The organism is Acinetobacter sp. WC-141 (assembly GCF_000313935.1).
In the GTDB taxonomy this organism is placed as follows: domain Bacteria; phylum Pseudomonadota; class Gammaproteobacteria; order Pseudomonadales; family Moraxellaceae; genus Acinetobacter.
Map to the genome: position 1 here is coordinate 20,750 of NZ_AMSS01000049.1, position 15,960 is coordinate 36,709.

General features: G+C 40.1%; 15 protein-coding genes and 4 tRNA genes. 17 read left to right on the forward strand and 2 right to left on the reverse strand.

The features are described from left to right. Positions 1–130: 130 nt before the first annotated feature. Both ACINWC141_RS09445 and fghA read left to right on the forward strand, forming a co-directional pair. Complete coding sequence (locus ACINWC141_RS09445; protein ID WP_009390631.1) at positions 131–1,582, forward strand: C13 family peptidase; 1,452 nt, start codon at positions 131–133, stop codon at positions 1,580–1,582. Beyond that, positions 1,551–2,396 (forward strand): S-formylglutathione hydrolase, encoded by an 846-nt coding sequence (fghA, locus tag ACINWC141_RS09450; protein WP_034678142.1) that lies wholly within the window; start codon positions 1,551–1,553, stop codon positions 2,394–2,396. The genes ACINWC141_RS09445 and fghA overlap by 32 nt, the downstream gene beginning before the upstream one ends. On the opposite strand, the gene ACINWC141_RS09455 is transcribed toward fghA, so the two are convergent. Next, complete coding sequence (locus ACINWC141_RS09455; protein ID WP_009390654.1) at positions 2,397–2,669, reverse strand: DUF2218 domain-containing protein; 273 nt, start codon at positions 2,667–2,669, stop codon at positions 2,397–2,399. It abuts the gene before it with no gap. Between the two features lie 184 nt (positions 2,670–2,853). On the opposite strand from ACINWC141_RS09455, the gene rpe reads away from it, so the two are divergent. The 14 genes from rpe (at position 2,854) to ACINWC141_RS09525 (ending at position 13,030) form a co-directional block, all read left to right on the forward strand. Beyond that, on the forward strand, positions 2,854–3,540 hold the full coding sequence (gene rpe / locus ACINWC141_RS09460; RefSeq protein ID WP_009390651.1) for a ribulose-phosphate 3-epimerase: 687 nt from the start codon (positions 2,854–2,856) through the stop codon (positions 3,538–3,540). Positions 3,541–3,901: 361 nt separating this feature from the next. After that, the gene (locus ACINWC141_RS09465) at positions 3,902–4,723 is read left to right on the forward strand and encodes a Cof-type HAD-IIB family hydrolase (protein ID WP_009390652.1); all 822 of its coding nucleotides are present in this window, start codon (positions 3,902–3,904) and stop codon (positions 4,721–4,723) included. 103 nt (positions 4,724–4,826) lie between these two features. Continuing rightward, positions 4,827–5,222: a hypothetical protein gene (locus ACINWC141_RS09470; RefSeq protein WP_009390646.1), complete on the forward strand. Its 396-nt coding sequence runs from the start codon at positions 4,827–4,829 to the stop codon at positions 5,220–5,222. A gap of 40 nt (positions 5,223–5,262) precedes the next feature. Then, complete coding sequence (locus tag ACINWC141_RS09475; protein WP_009390618.1) at positions 5,263–7,197, forward strand: copper resistance system multicopper oxidase; 1,935 nt, start codon at positions 5,263–5,265, stop codon at positions 7,195–7,197. Further along, complete coding sequence (locus ACINWC141_RS09480; RefSeq protein WP_009390622.1) at positions 7,184–7,939, forward strand: copper resistance protein B; 756 nt, start codon at positions 7,184–7,186, stop codon at positions 7,937–7,939. Before ACINWC141_RS09475 ends, ACINWC141_RS09480 begins: the two co-directional genes overlap by 14 nt. 28 nt (positions 7,940–7,967) lie before the next feature. Then, the gene (locus ACINWC141_RS09485; protein WP_034678145.1) at positions 7,968–8,963 is read left to right on the forward strand and encodes a cation efflux transmembrane domain-containing protein; all 996 of its coding nucleotides are present in this window, start codon (positions 7,968–7,970) and stop codon (positions 8,961–8,963) included. Positions 8,964–9,112: 149 nt separating this feature from the next. Then, positions 9,113–9,433 (forward strand): DMT family transporter, encoded by a 321-nt coding sequence (locus ACINWC141_RS09490; protein ID WP_004794435.1) that lies wholly within the window; start codon positions 9,113–9,115, stop codon positions 9,431–9,433. 12 nt (positions 9,434–9,445) lie between these two features. Then, complete coding sequence (locus tag ACINWC141_RS09495) at positions 9,446–9,925, forward strand: methylated-DNA--[protein]-cysteine S-methyltransferase (RefSeq protein ID WP_009390601.1); 480 nt, start codon at positions 9,446–9,448, stop codon at positions 9,923–9,925. 134 nt (positions 9,926–10,059) lie between these two features. Continuing rightward, positions 10,060–11,280, forward strand: a complete 1,221-nt coding sequence (argJ, locus tag ACINWC141_RS09500) for a bifunctional glutamate N-acetyltransferase/amino-acid acetyltransferase ArgJ (protein ID WP_009390655.1) — start codon at positions 10,060–10,062, stop codon at positions 11,278–11,280. Between the two features lie 144 nt (positions 11,281–11,424). Continuing rightward, positions 11,425–12,489 carry a quinolinate synthase NadA gene (gene nadA, locus ACINWC141_RS09505; protein WP_009390598.1) on the forward strand — a complete coding sequence of 355 codons (1,065 nt, stop codon included), beginning with the start codon at positions 11,425–11,427 and terminating at the stop codon, positions 12,487–12,489. 142 nt (positions 12,490–12,631) lie between these two features. Further along, positions 12,632–12,708 (forward strand) — tRNA-Pro (locus ACINWC141_RS09510). Between the two features lie 56 nt (positions 12,709–12,764). Beyond that, positions 12,765–12,841: transfer RNA gene (locus ACINWC141_RS09515), tRNA-Arg, on the forward strand. A 32-nt stretch (positions 12,842–12,873) separates the two neighbouring features. Further along, positions 12,874–12,949: transfer RNA gene (locus ACINWC141_RS09520), tRNA-His, on the forward strand. Positions 12,950–12,953: 4 nt separating this feature from the next. Then, positions 12,954–13,030, forward strand: a tRNA-Pro gene (locus tag ACINWC141_RS09525). Between the two features lie 256 nt (positions 13,031–13,286). Here the strand turns inward: ACINWC141_RS09525 and add are convergent. Then, entirely contained in the window at positions 13,287–14,282 is a 996-nt protein-coding gene (gene add / locus ACINWC141_RS09530) for an adenosine deaminase (protein ID WP_009390602.1), read from the reverse strand. A 401-nt stretch (positions 14,283–14,683) separates the two neighbouring features. Here add and ACINWC141_RS09535 point away from each other — a divergent pair, with 401 nt between their 5' ends. Then, positions 14,684–15,859 carry a zinc-binding dehydrogenase gene (locus ACINWC141_RS09535; protein WP_009390617.1) on the forward strand — a complete coding sequence of 392 codons (1,176 nt, stop codon included), beginning with the start codon at positions 14,684–14,686 and terminating at the stop codon, positions 15,857–15,859. Positions 15,860–15,960 lie beyond the last annotated feature (101 nt).

The following is a 15,960-nucleotide window of genomic DNA, read 5'->3' on the forward strand; positions in this document are numbered from 1 at the left end:
GTAAGGTTAGGTTTTATTGCTTGAATAATGCACAAATATATGTGATATAGTTCAAAAGCATGATTGCTAAAATTCTTAGCAGGCATACACTTAAGATGCCTGACAAAAACGAAATTTTTGAAAACCTTTTATGATTGATCTTAAACCCTCCATTAACTTTTGGCATGATTTTAAAAGCAACCAAATTGCCGGAATGTGGCTGTTTTTGGGATCAAGACGTTCTTTACAAATTGTACATCCATCTATTCTTCAGCTGATTGTTTGGGGAATTTTAGGGGGATGTACTAACTCTCTGTATAGTTGGCTTGTCGCTGGTCAAATCGGTGATTTTAATTCACAAGGTTTAATTGGTTATGCACTTTGGCCATTCATTGCCTTAATCGTTGGTATATTTTTATCACAGCGCACTAACCAACCCCGTTTAATGCTAGTACCTGCTTTACTATGGTTGGTTCTAGATACAAATATCTTATTAATTCAATGTTTAATTCAGTATTTGGGTTCTAATGGTTATCTCAACTTTATTCCCGATACTATTTATAACGGGATTTTACCAAGCCTATTTGTGGCTTTGTTCGTTTGGCAAAGTTTAGCGGTAATTTGGGTTTTCTCACGCGAACTCAAGTGGCCTTGGTGGGAACGTGCACTGGTTATGGTTGCGACGATTGCGACAATGGTGGTGTGGCAACTTTCCGTAAAAGATCAACCGATTTGGAAGGTCGAAGATTCTGCTCCAACATTTGCTGAAGATGCTTTTTATGCACAAAGTAAGTTGCTAAATGATTCTTTAGAGCAAGTGCAATATGGTGAGCAGGCAAAAAGTCATTGGTATTTTTTAGGTGTGGCTGGCGATAGTTATCAAGATGTTTTTAAATCGGAAGTGGTCCGTATTAAAGAACAATTTGATACACGTTTTGGAACGATTGGTCGATCGATGATGTTGGTTAATAATCCAGATACTCGTACAGAAATTCCAATTGCCTCTAAAACCAGTATTGAGTTAGCCCTACGCCGTATGGGGCAGCAAATGAACCGTGATAGTGATGTTTTATTTCTATATATGACTTCACACGGTGAACAAAATCACTTTGAAATTGAAAATGCACCATTAGATTTAGGGCAAGTAGACCCGAAATGGCTGCGAGAAACACTTGATAAATCCGGTATTCGCTGGCGTGTGATTGTTATCTCGGCTTGTTATTCAGGAAGTTTTATTCCTGCTTTGCAGTCTCCAGATACTTTAATTATTACTGCATCAGCTGCTGATAAAACTTCCTTTGGATGTAATAACGAAGCCGACTATACCTATTTTGGTCGAGCTTTCTTTGATTTGGCTATGCGAGAGCAATCTTCGATGAAAGACTCGTTTAACACAGCTAAGCAAACAGTCACCAAATGGGAAGTGGCTCAAGGTGTTGAACCTTCAGAGCCCCAATGGATGATTGGTAAAAATATGGAACTTATGCTACCTCAATTAGAAAAGTATCTATTTCCTCAGCAAAATACTGGTACTGTAGATATTGCTCAAACAAAAACAGAGGCTAAAAACGATGCAACTCCTGCAAAAAAACCGCTGCTTTGAGGGTGAGCAGCGTATATACCAATTTGAATCTCAGTTGTTAAAAGGACCTGCTAAGTTTGGTATTTATTTACCACCAGCAGCTTTAGAAGGTAAAGCTTGCTCAACTTTGTTTTATTTAGCTGGCTTAACGTGCACTGAAGAAACCTTTGCTATAAAAGCGCATGCACAGCATATGGCCGCCCAACTGAGCCTAATATTGATTACCCCAGACACTTCTCCTCGTGGAGAACAAGTGGCAGCAGGGGATAACTGGGATTTAGGTCAAGGTGCGGGTTTTTATATTAATGCCACACAAGCACCTTGGTCTGAACATTATCAAATGGAAAGTTATTTAATTGATGAGTTATATCCACTCATTTTGAAAAGCTTTCCTGTAAACGCTCAACAAGTTGGTATCTTTGGGCATTCAATGGGTGGACACGGCGCATTAACTTTAGCGTTTAAATATCCTGAGAAGTTTAAGTCTGTATCTGCTTTTGCTCCAATCTGTGCGCCAACTGAATGCGCATGGGGAGATAAAGCCTTTAGTCATTATTTAGGTGCAGATCGCGAAAGCTGGTTGGCTCATGATGCCACAGCTTTAGTCTCAAAAAATGGTGCAGTATTTAGTGAAATTTTGATTGATCAGGGATTGGATGATCAATTTTATGAACAACTTCACCCTGAAAAATTTAAGCAAGCATGTTTAAAAGTAGGACAGCCTTTAACTTTAAGACAACATGCTGGCTATGATCATGGCTATTACTTTATCCAAACCTTTATGGATGAGCATTTGCAGTTTCATGCAATCCAGTTAGAAAAGGTAAATGGCTAATTAGTGTTGCCATTCAACCTGAAATTCTTGTTGAGCCATACGGTTTAGATGATCAAGCACCACTTTTTCTAAGTGATCGTGGTCATCTAACTGGCTATCAATTGCAACGTTTAACTGCTCTGTTGCAGGGGCAAGTGTAATCGTTGCTGTAGGCATTAAGATTTTAAAATCTTGTTCAGTTTCTTGTACTTCAAACTTGTGCTTCCAATGATTAACCAGACGTTTTGCAATACGTTTTCCATCGTTTGTTAATAGATGAGTTGTGCTTTTCATTCTCAATCCTCACATTGGTTTAATGTACCTTAACAAATTCGTTTCGCCGTTAGCATTCTATTGTTGCAACGTTACGTTGCAAGTTTGAAATGTTGTCATTTGAGCAAGGAAGGGCAGGCCAAGTAGGTTCTTTTTTGTTATAATTTTCAGCCTCTCCTTAAATTTTTAGCCAGGTCATCCACCTATGTCCAAGCCTTATTTGATTGCTCCTTCTATTTTATCTGCTGACTTTGCTCGTTTAGGTGAAGATGTAGACAAAGTTTTAGCCGCGGGTGCAGATGTGGTGCATTTTGATGTGATGGATAATCACTATGTTCCAAATTTAACTTTTGGTGCTGGTGTGTGTAAGGCGCTCAAAAAATATGGTATTCAAGCTCCTGTTGATGTTCACTTAATGGTATCTCCAGTTGATCGAATTATTGGAGACTTTTTGGAAGCGGGTGCTGATATTATTACGTTTCACCCAGAAGCCTCTCATCACATTGACCGTTCATTACAGTTGATTAAATCTGGTGGTGCTAAAGCTGGTTTAGTGTTTAACCCTGCAACGCCTTTACACTATTTAGATTATGTACTTGATAAAGTTGACGAGATTTTAATCATGAGTGTAAACCCAGGTTTTGGTGGACAAAAGTTCATTCCAATGACTTTAGAAAAATTGCGTGAAGCTCGTAAAATTATTGATGCAAGTGGCCGCGATATTCGTTTAGAAGTTGATGGTGGTGTTGGTCCTGCAAATATTCGTGAAATTGCAGAAGCGGGTGCAGATATGTTCGTTGCTGGTTCGGCAATTTTTGGTCAACCAGATTATAAAGTTGTAATTGATCAAATGCGTTCAGAGCTTGCGAAAGTAGGTAGTGTAGACGTTTAAAAAAATATGTTTAATCGAGAATAGGCTTGTGGATAACTTTGTTTATAACTGTATGGATAACTGTGTTGATAACCATATGGATAAGATGTTGGTAAAATAAACAAAATTAGATCAACCGTTTATTCCTTAGACATAATGTATGAAAAAAGAACGTTTTGGCGTTCTTTTTTCATGCGTGTTGGATATTTTATTACCTGATTTTTTATTAAGCTTTACTAAAAAATAACCTGTGCAAAAAACGATACTGCTCTGTGTAAAAACTTTTATGGATAGATAAGTATAAAACTGTAAAAGTGTCATGAAAAATCAAGCTAAATTTGGTTTAATAAGATTTTAGTAAGATAAGAGATTTAGATAATTAATGACGATAAAAATTTTAGCGGTAGATATGGATGGGACTTTTCTTAATTCTAAGAAGCAGTACAACAAAGCACGTTTTTTAAAACAGTATGAACAACTTAAACAAAATAATATTCATTTTGTAGTTGCTAGCGGCAACCAACTCGCAAAGCTTATTACCTATTTTCCAGAAATTAGTCATGAAATTGCTTTTATTGCAGAAAATGGCGCGCATGTTGTAGATGCAGGACAAGAGTTAGCGTTTGCTCATTTAAGTCAGCACCAATTCATTGAGATTTTAAAAGCGATTGACCCTTCATATACCTCAACCATGGTGATCTGTGGGAAACAGAGTGCTTATGTGCATAGCAGCATGAACGCAGAGGACTATGCCAAAGTCGCTCGATACTTTGAAAAGTTAACAGTTATAGATGATTTTTATGCGCTAAACGATTTGGTGTGCAAAATTACCTTCACTGCTCAGGAAAACGAAAGCTTTGCGATTTTTCAAGATTTTCAGAAGCAAAGCTTTGTTGCAGATAAAGTCTTAGTGCCTGTTTCAAGCGGTTTTGGTTTTATTGATTTGATCCTTCCTGACCAGCATAAAGCACATGGTTTGAAACTTCTATTACAGAAGTGGCAGATTGAGCCTAATCAAGTGGTTGCGATTGGTGATAACAATAATGATATCCAGATGATCAAAGCTGCGGGGTATGGGTTTGCTGTTGAAAATGCAGTAGAAGCTTTAAAAGCAGTAGCGTCTTATGCCACTGTAAGTAATGAACATGAGGGTGCACTAGAAGTGATTGATTTAGTACTTCAGCGTCAACCTCCGTTTGCTTAATTTTTTTAAAACAAACAGTTAAAATGGAAAATTGTATCTGTTTTAAAACTTGGTTATGCTAATGGGATTATGATTACTCATCGGCTCTAGGCGATAAACCACAATGGCTCTACAACACTTACGCAAGTATGCTTGGTTTGTGTTCCTAATGACTTTGGTCATTGGGTGGAGTGGTGTGTCTGTTGCTCAGACGCCTATGCAGCATGATCTTCACACTATGCCGTGTCATAGTGAAAAATCTTCGCATAAGAATATGCATGTTCAAACCGATGATCAGACTGTATGTCATCAAACAATGACACAGTCTCTTCATTCGCACGGTGAGCCTTGTCAGGATTGCAACCCAGTACATTGTCAAATCGTGAATTTGGCATTGCAACCCGCGGTGCCAGATGTTGAATCACAATTTATTCCTATAACGTCTCAATTTAGCAGTATTTATCAGGCTCAACATTTAGCCGGATACTGGCAAGAAATTTTACGTCCTCCTAAAGCTTAATCCTTTCTTACTTATTTTTTTAGTTCAAAGGATTACAGCAATGTCTCATAAAACAATTAGCAGCTTAGTCGCTGTATTTGGTCTATTGGTTTCACCATGGACCCTCGCGGCAATTAAGGAATATCACCTTAATATTAATGAACAACAGGTCAATGTTACCGGTCAGCCGTTCAAACGAATTACCGTAAATGGAAAATTTACAGCACCACTCCTTGAGTTTGAGGAAGGAGATGAGGCTGTTATTCATGTTCATAACCAATTAAAAAATCAAGATACGTCTTTGCATTGGCATGGGTTGTTACTGCCAGGATTAATGGATGGTGTACCGGGTTTTAATAATTTCAAAGGAATCGCGCCAAATGGAGATTTTGTTTACCGCTTTAAGGTGAAACAAAACGGCACTTATTGGTATCACGCTCATAGTAAAGGCCAAGAGCAAGATGGTTTATATGGCCCGCTCGTGATTTATCCAAAAGGCAAGATACCTGTTGCTGCTCATGAAAAAACTGATCGTGATTATGTGGTGATGCTTTCAGATTTTCATAATTCTTCTAGCGATAGTATTTTAAAGAATTTGAAGAAATCAGCTGAATATTATCAAAACCGCCGTGAAACCGTATCTGATGTCTGGAAGCAAGTTAAAACACAAGGCTTAAAAGCAACTTGGCAAGATCGTTCGATGTGGAATCAGATGCGGATGTTAAAAACCGATATGTCTGATGTGACGGGTTATACCTTCTTAGTTAACGGCAAGACACCTCAGCAAAACTGGACAGGTAATTTTAAAGCTGGCGATAAGGTTCGATTGCGATTTATTAACGCCTCGGCAATGTCATTTTTTGATGTCAGAATTCCAAATTTGAAAATGACAGTTGTAAGTGCAGACGGGCAGCCAGTTAAACCAGTTGCAATTGACGAGTTTCGTATTGGCACTGCCGAAACTTACGATGTCATTGTTGAACCCAAACAGCCAAATTATCAGATTGAAGCCGAGTCTATTGATCGCAGTGGTTTCGCTATCGGTACTTTGCATGATGAAAATACGCAAGCTGTGGGGTCAGTTCAAATGCCGCAGCCACGTCCACGTTCTTTGCTAACCATGGATGATATGGGTATGAGTCATGGCAATGGGGCAAGTGATGAACATGCTGGCCATCAAATGAATATGCAACACGACATGTCGGCGATGCCGAAAATGAAAAAAGAAGAGAGCCAGACTAATCATGATCATACGATGATGAACATGAGCCATGACATGAAAAATATGTCATCTGGCGAACATGATCATTCGATGATGCAAATGAAGCATGACATGTCAGCAATGCCTGAAATGAAACATGATATGCAGGCTATGCCATCGGGTGAGCATGACCACGCTATGATGAATATGAATCATGAGATGCCAACTCAATCTGAGAATAAGGCTAAAAAGGATGAGCCCGTTTATGGCTGGGCAAATGCTTCGACACCAGCGGGTATGAAAGCGCTGCAATATAGTGATTTGCAATCTTTAACACCTCAGCCAGACACGCGTGCGCCAGAACGAGAGCTTGTTATTCGTTTAGGCGGCAACATGGAGCGTTATATCTGGACCATTAATGGCAAGAAATTTAGCGAAGCTGAGCCATTACAAGTTAAATATGGAGAGCGTATTCGCTTAAAGTTCGTGAATGACAGCATGATGGCTCATCCAATGCATTTACATGGCATGTTCATGCAATTGGAAAATGGTCAGCAAGTTGAAAACTTGCCAAATAAACATACCGTTATTGTTCCACCAGGAAAAACAGTTACTGCGTTATTAACAGCTGATGCCTTAGGAGAATGGGCGATTCATTGCCATCTGCTTTATCACATGAGTGCAGGGATGATGAATAAGTTGATTGTGGCTCAAGTGAATGATGGAGCAGTAGATGCATCTCAAGCACCTGTTCAATCTGAAAATGAAGAAGGAGCTAGTCATGCGCATCACTAAGTTATTTTCTCAAATGATATGTTGCGGTGTTTTCTCTGGTGTATCGGTTCTTACTTTGGCACAAGAACCCTTAACACATGATCATTTACGCGAACATGGTGGACAGATCTATCAGGCAACAAAAATTGATACTGGCTGGACTCAAAATGAAGAGGGAGAAGGTCATTTTTCTTCTGAGTTAGAAAGTTGGATGGGAACTGATGAAAATAAATTGTTCATTAAAGCTCACGTTGAAAAAGCCGAGTCTGAAGACGCTAATTACGGCGGTTCAGTACTTTATAGCCGAAATGTAGCTGATTATTGGGATGTACAGGCTGGGGTAAACTACGAGCGTTTACAGCGGGAAGACGAAAAGCAAGATCGCTGGGCAGGTGTAGTCGGTTTGCATGGCATGGCACCTTACTTTTTTGAAACCGATGCATATCTTTACGCAGGTGAAGACCAGCTATGGAAGCTAAGTTTAGAAACGGAAAGAGACTTACTCTTTACCCAAAAGTTAATTGGTAAACCTTATTTAAAAGCAGATGTTGTTTTGCAAGATGAATCTCACTATGCCAGTAAAACAGGTTTATCAAGTTTACAAGCTGGTTTTCAAACCCGTTATGAAATCAACAAAAAGGTCATGCCATTTGTTGATGTGGGTTACGGCTATGAAAAAGGTTTAAAACAAACTGCTTGGCAAACTGGAACCGACTCTGAAAATGGTTGGTATTATGGAGCAGGGTTAACACTTAAGTTCTAATTGCCGAACAAAAATTAAGCTTAATGACATGCCATTGGTTTATACTGATGGCATTGTTTTTTGTGTCAGTTATGGTGCACAGATGGCTTTAGAAAAACAAGAGAATCAAATACATTTAAGTAAAAGTAGCTCTAGCTGCGGCTGCTCAAGCATGCCGTCTCAGGAGTATTCTACACCTAATGAAGCTGTACCTAGAAAGAGTCAATGGGTAAGTTATTATCATATTCCCCGCATGGATTGTGCAGCTGAAGAGCAAATGGTCCGAATGGCTTTAGCGCCTTACGTGGACGATATTCAAGAGCTTCATTTTGACTTGCCGGCACGTCATTTGGCGATTTATCACAGTGTTCAAGCTGAAAAGATTACCCAAAGCCTGCAACGTTTAGGATTAGGAGCAGAATTACAACAAACGCAGCCACATTATGAACCTATCGAAAAACCGAAAAAGGTTCGAGCTAGTTCTTCAACCAATGCAACACAAAAGCAAGTTTTACAATGGTTGTTACTCATTAATGGCGTCATGTTTGTCATTGAGTTTATGGCAGGTATTATTGCTTCATCGACCGGATTAATCGCCGATTCACTCGATATGTTTGCCGATGCTGCAATTTATGGCATTGCTTTATTTGTGGTGGGTAAAAACCTCAATGCACAATTAAAGGCTGCGCATCTTTCCGGATGGTTCCAGTTCGGCTTAGCCATCATTGTGCTAATTGATGTGTTGCGCCGTTTTATTTACGGCAGTGAACCCGTTTCAATTCTCATGATTTTAATTGGTGGATTGGCGCTTGCGGCCAATATTAGTTGCCTTTATTTAATGAGAGACCACAAAGAGAGTGGAGCACATATGAAGGCCAGTTATATCTTTTCTGCAAATGATGTCATCGTAAACTTGGGTGTCATTGTTGCGGGAATACTGGTTGCCATTACAGGCTCTCCTTATCCTGATTTAATGATTGGATTAATTATTGTTTTGTTCGTTTTAAACGGTGCACGAAAAATTTTACAGTTAAAAAACGAATAATATTTTCTAAGACAGGCAAGCTTTAGATAGGGTTTGCCTTCATTTTTTATTTTAAAGTAAACTGAGTCCTCACATAAAGGAGGAACGACCTCCCCCATATTGGGTAATCATGTCGGGACGACCTGACACTATAAAAATTAGTGAATGTTATGGCTTGGGCTATTTTAATTTTAGCAGGTGTATTTGAAATCATTTGGGCATATTCTATGAAAATGTCTGAAGGTTTTACACGTTTAACCCCTAGTGTTATTACCGTAGTTTTTATGATTTTGAGCGTAATTCTACTTTCAATTTCAATGAAAACTTTACCCCTTGGCACTGCCTATACGGTTTGGACAGGAATTGGCGCAATCGGGTCATTTCTAGTTGGTATTTTCTTTCTTCATGAGCCTGTTGGCGCTATGCGAATGATTGCCGCTGTATTGATTGTGTCAGGTTTGGTTTTAATGAAAATTTCATCGCCTTCCTAAGAGAATAAAACTATGTTGCTGTCTTATAAGTATATCAATTCGCCTGTTGGGCAATTAAAGCTGGTTGCGAATGAAAATGCTTTGGTGGCAGTACTCTGGGACAATGAAAATCCAAAACGTGTTCGACTGGCTGAGCTAGTCGAACAACTTGAGCATCCAGTTTTATTAACGGCCGAGCAACAATTAAAAGAATATTTTGAAGGTAAACGCCGTAAGTTTACATTGCCACTAGATTTCGAAGGAACCGTATTTCAAAAGCAGGTCTGGTCTGCTTTACTGACTATTCCCTATGGTGAAACAAGAAGTTATAAAGATATTGCTGTTCAAATTGGCAATGTAAAAGCGGTGCGAGCAGTAGGCGCGGCAAATGGCAAAAATCCGATTTCAATTATTGCACCTTGTCATCGTGTCATTGGTGCGGGTGGAGCTTTAGTTGGTTTTGCTGGTGGGCTTGATAAGAAAGATATTTTATTAAAACTAGAGCAACAATGAGCCGTTTTTGCGCTCGATTTTTTTAGACTTTTCTACTAAGCTGTCCACTATGATATTTCATGAAGAAAGTGCTTCATGGCATCGCTTTTTTGAAATATTGATCTTATTCATAACAAACTTTGGATGTTCTAAAAATGGCTGTCGGTGACGTAACAATGCCACAAATGCATGTGGTAAAAGGTGTAAAAATTGGCTCAACAGAAGCATATGTACGTTACCAAAACCGACGAGATTTAGTCATTTTTGAGTTTGCAGAAGGCTCGAATGTTGCAGGTGTATTTACTCAAAATGCATTTTGTGCAGCGCCTGTTCATGTTTCTAAAGCTCATCTTGCCCAAGGCAACCCTCGTTATTTAGTGATTAATACAGGTAATGCCAATGCAGGAACTGGACCTACGGGTTTGAAAAATGCTCAGGATACTTGTGCAAAATTGGCGGAGCTTGCTGGAGTTAACAGTTTTGAAGTTCTTCCGTTTTCTACTGGGGTGATTGGTGAGCAGCTTCCGATGGAACGTTTACTTGCTGGTCTTCAACCTGCATTAAATAGTGTACAAGACGCGGCATGGAATGATGCTGCATCTGGCATTATGACCACAGACACAGTACCTAAAGGCGCATCTGAACAATTTGAGCTAGATAGCATTACTTATACTATGACAGGTATTAGTAAAGGCGCTGGAATGATCCGCCCGAACATGGCAACCATGTTGAGCTTTGTGGCAACAGATGCACCGATTAGCCGTGATTTAGTACAAAAGCTACTAAAAACGACGGTTGAGCATTCATTTAACCGTATTACGATTGATGGCGATACCTCAACCAATGACTCTTGTATTTTTGTAGCAACAGGTCAGGCGGGCGGCGCTGAAATCACATCAGACAGTGATACACGTTACGCTAAAGTGTTAGAAGTACTTGCTCGTGTAATGAATCGATTAGCACAGTTAATTGTTCGTGATGGTGAAGGCGCGACGAAGTTTATTACTGTGGCTGTAGAAGGCGGCGGTAACATTCAGGAGTGTTGTGACATTGCTTATAGCATTGCGCATTCACCACTTGTTAAAACTGCACTCTTTGCATCTGACCCAAACTGGGGACGTATTTTAGCTGCGATTGGCTATGCAGGAGTTAAAGACTTAGACGTGTCTAAAATTCAAGTGTGGTTAGACGACGTGCAAATCTGTAAAGATGGCGGCGCAGCTGAGGACTATACCGAAGAAGCGGGCGCGCGTGTTATGGCTCAAACCGAAATTACCATTCGTGTTGATTTAGGACGTGGTCAAGCCAAAGACACGGTATATACCTGTGACTTATCTTACGACTATGTCAAAATTAATGCTGATTACCGTTCTTAAATATCAGTTATAATCAAGCCTCGACAAAGAGGCTTTTTTATTAGCCCCAACTTTTGATATTAAATGATTCAAACCGTAAATCATTTAAGCAGTAACGTTATATGCGAGCAGGTATGCCAGCATGAAGGATAGAGAAGACGTTTTATGAGTGATGCGACTTTAATTGCCAACGATGCAAAAAACATTGTACAAGCGCATTTAGACCGTTTAGGTGAGCCAAAAGACAATCGCTTAAGTGAAGAAGCAAAACAACAAAAGTTTGCACAGATCGAAGCAGAGCTCAAAAAACGTGATGCTGTCCTTGTTGCTCATTACTATTGCGACCCTGAAGTACAGGAGCTTGCTGAAAAAACAGGTGGATGCGTTTCTGACTCTTTAGAAATGGCCCGTTTCGGACGAGATCATGCTGCCTCAACACTGGTTGTTGCTGGGGTCAAATTTATGGGAGAAACAGCTAAAATTCTGTCTCCTGAAAAAACAATTTTAATGCCGACACTTGAGGCAACCTGTTCACTCGATTTGGGCTGTCCAGTTGACGAGTTCACAGCATTTTGTGATCAGCACCCTGACCACACCGTAGTTGTTTATGCCAACACATCGGCTGCTGTTAAAGCACGTGCAGATTGGGTAGTGACTTCAAGCTGTGCTGTTGAAATTGTTGAGCACCTAGATAGCTTAGGCGAAAAAATTATTTGGGCACCAGATCAGCACTTAGGTCGCTATATTCAAAAGAAAACTGGTGCAGATATGTTGCTTTGGGATGGCGCATGTATTGTGCACGAAGAATTCCGTGCACGTGGCATTGCCAACATGAAAGCACTGTACCCAGATGCGGCTGTATTGGTACATCCAGAATCGCCTGAGTCGGTTGTAGACATTGCCGATGCGGTAGGTAGTACTTCTCAACTGATTAAAGCTGCGCAGACTTTGCCAAATGAAAGACTTATTGTGGCAACTGACCGCGGTATTTTCTACAAAATGCAGCAAGCGGTACCTAATAAGATTTTAGTTGAAGCGCCAACAGCAGGTGAGGGAGCAACTTGTCGTTCATGTGCTCACTGTCCGTGGATGGCAATGAACGAACTTGATGGAATTTTAGAAGTTTTACAAAAAGGTGATCAGGAAATACACGTCGAACCAGCGCTTGCTGAACGTGCCAAAATGCCTTTAGATCGAATGTTAGCCTTTAGTGCATCGTTAAAGCGTTAAAAAACCTCAAAATGCTTGTTAAATATACATTTGATAAGGATTTTTAACTTTTTTTGACAATAGGTGTTGACGTCTGAGGGCGTCGCGCCTAGAATGCACACCGTACCGCACGATGTGCGATACAGCAAAAGCTGAGATAGATCGGAGCATAGCACAGCCTGGTAGTGCACCTGGTTTGGGACCAGGGGGTCGTAGGTTCGAATCCTACTGCTCCGACCACTTAAAATAATATTTTAAGATCGGCGAAGTATCGCATGATAAGCATCATCGGTTAAGCGCCTGTAGCTCAGTTGGATAGAGCATCCGCCTTCTAAGCGGATGGTCACAGGTTCGAATCCTGTCAGGCGCGCCACTCGGTAGCTTGGTACATAGAACTATTTGATGGTGGATGTAGCTCAGTTGGTAGAGCCCTGGATTGTGATTCCAGTTGTCGCGGGTTCGAATCCCGTCATTCACCCCAATTTCGGAGCATAGCACAGCCTGGTAGTGCACCTGGTTTGGGACCAGGGGGTCGTAGGTTCGAATCCTACTGCTCCGACCATATTTTAAAAGCGTTCAAGCTTTAAAAAAATATCCCAAAGATTAAAAAGAATTTCTTCTTGTCGTATTGATAGAAGGAATTTTTTTGTTTTCTAGTTCGTAATTTTAATTCAATCGCACTCCAATATTTGAACGTGTTTATATAAGCTCTGTTCTCTGTTCTCTGTTCTCTGTTCTCTGTTCTCTGTTCTCTGTTCTCTGTTCTCTGTTCTCTGTTCTCTGTTCTCTGTTCTCTGTTCTCTGTTCTCTGTTCTCTGTTATTGATATTTCTGTCTTAACTCATCTTTTTCTTGATCTGATAAAAATGCGATTTTTAGGCCATTTTCTTGAGCTGTATAAATTTGCTCAGGGCTTAAACCAGCTAATGGGGCAGCAGTTAAATATTCATGTTGTATCTCAATGCCTTCTACCGCAGGGTCATCTGTATTAATAGTGGCAAGCACACCATGTTCTAAAAATGTCTTTAATGGGTGCTCTGCTAAAGAAGGTACTGTGTTGGTTTGAATGTTTGAGGTGAGGCAAGATTCAATACCAATCTTATGTTTAGCCAAATAATCTAAAAGTTTTAAATCCTGAACTGCTTTAACACCATGTCCAATTCGTTCTGCACCTAATTCTTCAATAGCTTGCCAAATACTTTCTGGACCAGCAGCTTCGCCTGCATGTACTGTAATATGCCAACCCGCATCACGCGCTTTTTTAAAGTGCTCAATAAATAAATTGCCCGGAAAACCAAGTTCGTCACCTGCGAGATCCAACGCTTTAATATCATTTTTATGGGCAAGCAAGGCATTTAATTCTTTTTCACAAGCTTCTTGACCAAAAGTACGACTCATAATGCCAATTAAATTCGCTTTTACCCCGTAAGCTTGGCTGCCTTCTTTTACACCAGCAATCACAGCTTCCACTACACCCTCAAGGGGAAGTTGATGTGTCATTCCCATATAACCCGGTGAAAAACGCAGCTCTACATAATCTAGGCCTTGTTGGGCAGCATCCTGCATGTTTTCAAATGCAATACGTTTACAGGCATCTAAACTTGCTAATACTTTTACGCCCCAATCTAGCTTCGATAAAAAACTCAATAAGTCAGGTTGGTTATTCATCACTTGTACGTGTGGTCGCAACGTTTCAATGTCGTAAGCAGGTAAATCCAAATTGTATTGTTGCCCCAACTCTAAAATGGTTTGAATGCGGATGTTGCCATCAAGGTGGCGGTGTATATCTGTAAGGGGAAGCGTTTTTGTAATCATAGATTTCTTCTTATCTGTTCGTCTTAATTTATCATGCCTGTTTAGATGCACTGATAAAAGTTTGGATTTGCTATGTTTTTGTGAAAAGCGTTGAGTTGAGTTTTTTGAACTTACTATATTTGTATAAGTTTTAATTTTGATGACATTGTTCTGGCCTAAGAAGACAACGCAGTCTGTGTAAGATACAAGCACCAAGATTTTTATTGTTTTTAATTTCGCTGAGCCTGTTTTTGTTGACTCTTCAACAAAAGATTGGCTGAAAAATGGTCATTGGTATTTTGCTTTTTAGTTGTAAAGATGAATAAAGGCTTGCTAAAGACCAAACTGATAAAGCGATTAATTTATCTGTAGAAATCTATTTCTGGCAAGTAAATGAAAAAGAAGAAATAGGAAGCGCTCAAATGAAGTCGGTACTTTGTCATCAAGCAAAATTACAAGTGGTAGATCAGCCGAAATTAACGCCTGCAAAAGGGCAGGTGTTATTGGAAGTGGTGCGATGTGGGATCTGTGGCTCTGATTTACATATGCAGCATCATTGCGACCACATGCATGATTTGGCTGCACGTGTCGGGTTTCATGGTTTAGCCAAGTCTACAGATCCGTTTGTACTTGGACATGAATTTTGTGGCAAGGTTTTAGACTACGGTCCAAAAACACGTCATAAATTTAAAGCCGATACACTTGTTTGTGCAATGCCACTTTTAAATGTAGATCAGCATGGTTATTTATCTACAGGGCTTTCTCCAAATGCTTCGGGCGGTTATGCCGAGCAAGTATTGGCTCAATCGAGCTTGATGTTTGAAGTACCTAACGGTCTAGATGCAGATAGTGCTGCCATGACTGAACCTATGGCGGTTGCATTACATGCTGTTCGCCGTAGCCGTGTGAAAACTGGTGAACCTGCTATTGTGATTGGCTGTGGTCCTGTCGGGCTAGGTGTCATATTAATGCTTAAAGCAGCTGGGGTTAAAACTGTAGTTGCCAGCGACTTTTCACCAAACCGACGTAAGCTTGCCGAGCAATGCGGTGCCGATATTGTGGTAGACCCTAAAGAAACATCGCCATTTGCCAACTGGAAAGAGTTTGGCTTGCTTGGCAATGTTTCTGATGCGATTAATATGGGCATGGGACTGTTTGATAAGTTGCAAGCGACACGCTTACCTTGGTGGCATGGATGGCGCATGATTGATAAATTAGGCGCTTTGCCAAAACGTCCTGTTATTTTTGAATGCGTGGGCGTACCAGGTGTCTTGCAGCAAATTATTGAAGGTGCACCTTTATTTTCCCGAATTGTTGGGGTGGGGGTATGCATGCAAAGTGACAAAATAGAACCCGCACTTGCAATTAATAAAGAGTTAGAAATTCAGTTCGTGTTGGGCTATACACCACTTGAGTTTCGAGATGCACTACACATGATTGCGGAAGGTAAAGTGAATTGTTCACCGCTAATTACCGGTGTTGTCGGTTTAGAGGGCGTTACGAGCGCATTTGAAGCATTACGTGATCCTGAACAGCATGCCAAAATCTTGATTGATCCAAAACGTAGTGGTTCAGATATTCAATTAATGAGTCATTAAATTAAAGTCATTTATACTCAACTAAAAAGGTTGTGATCTTATTAATCACAATCTTTTTTTATGCGTATAGAGCGCAATATTGAGCATAAATAAAACCTGCT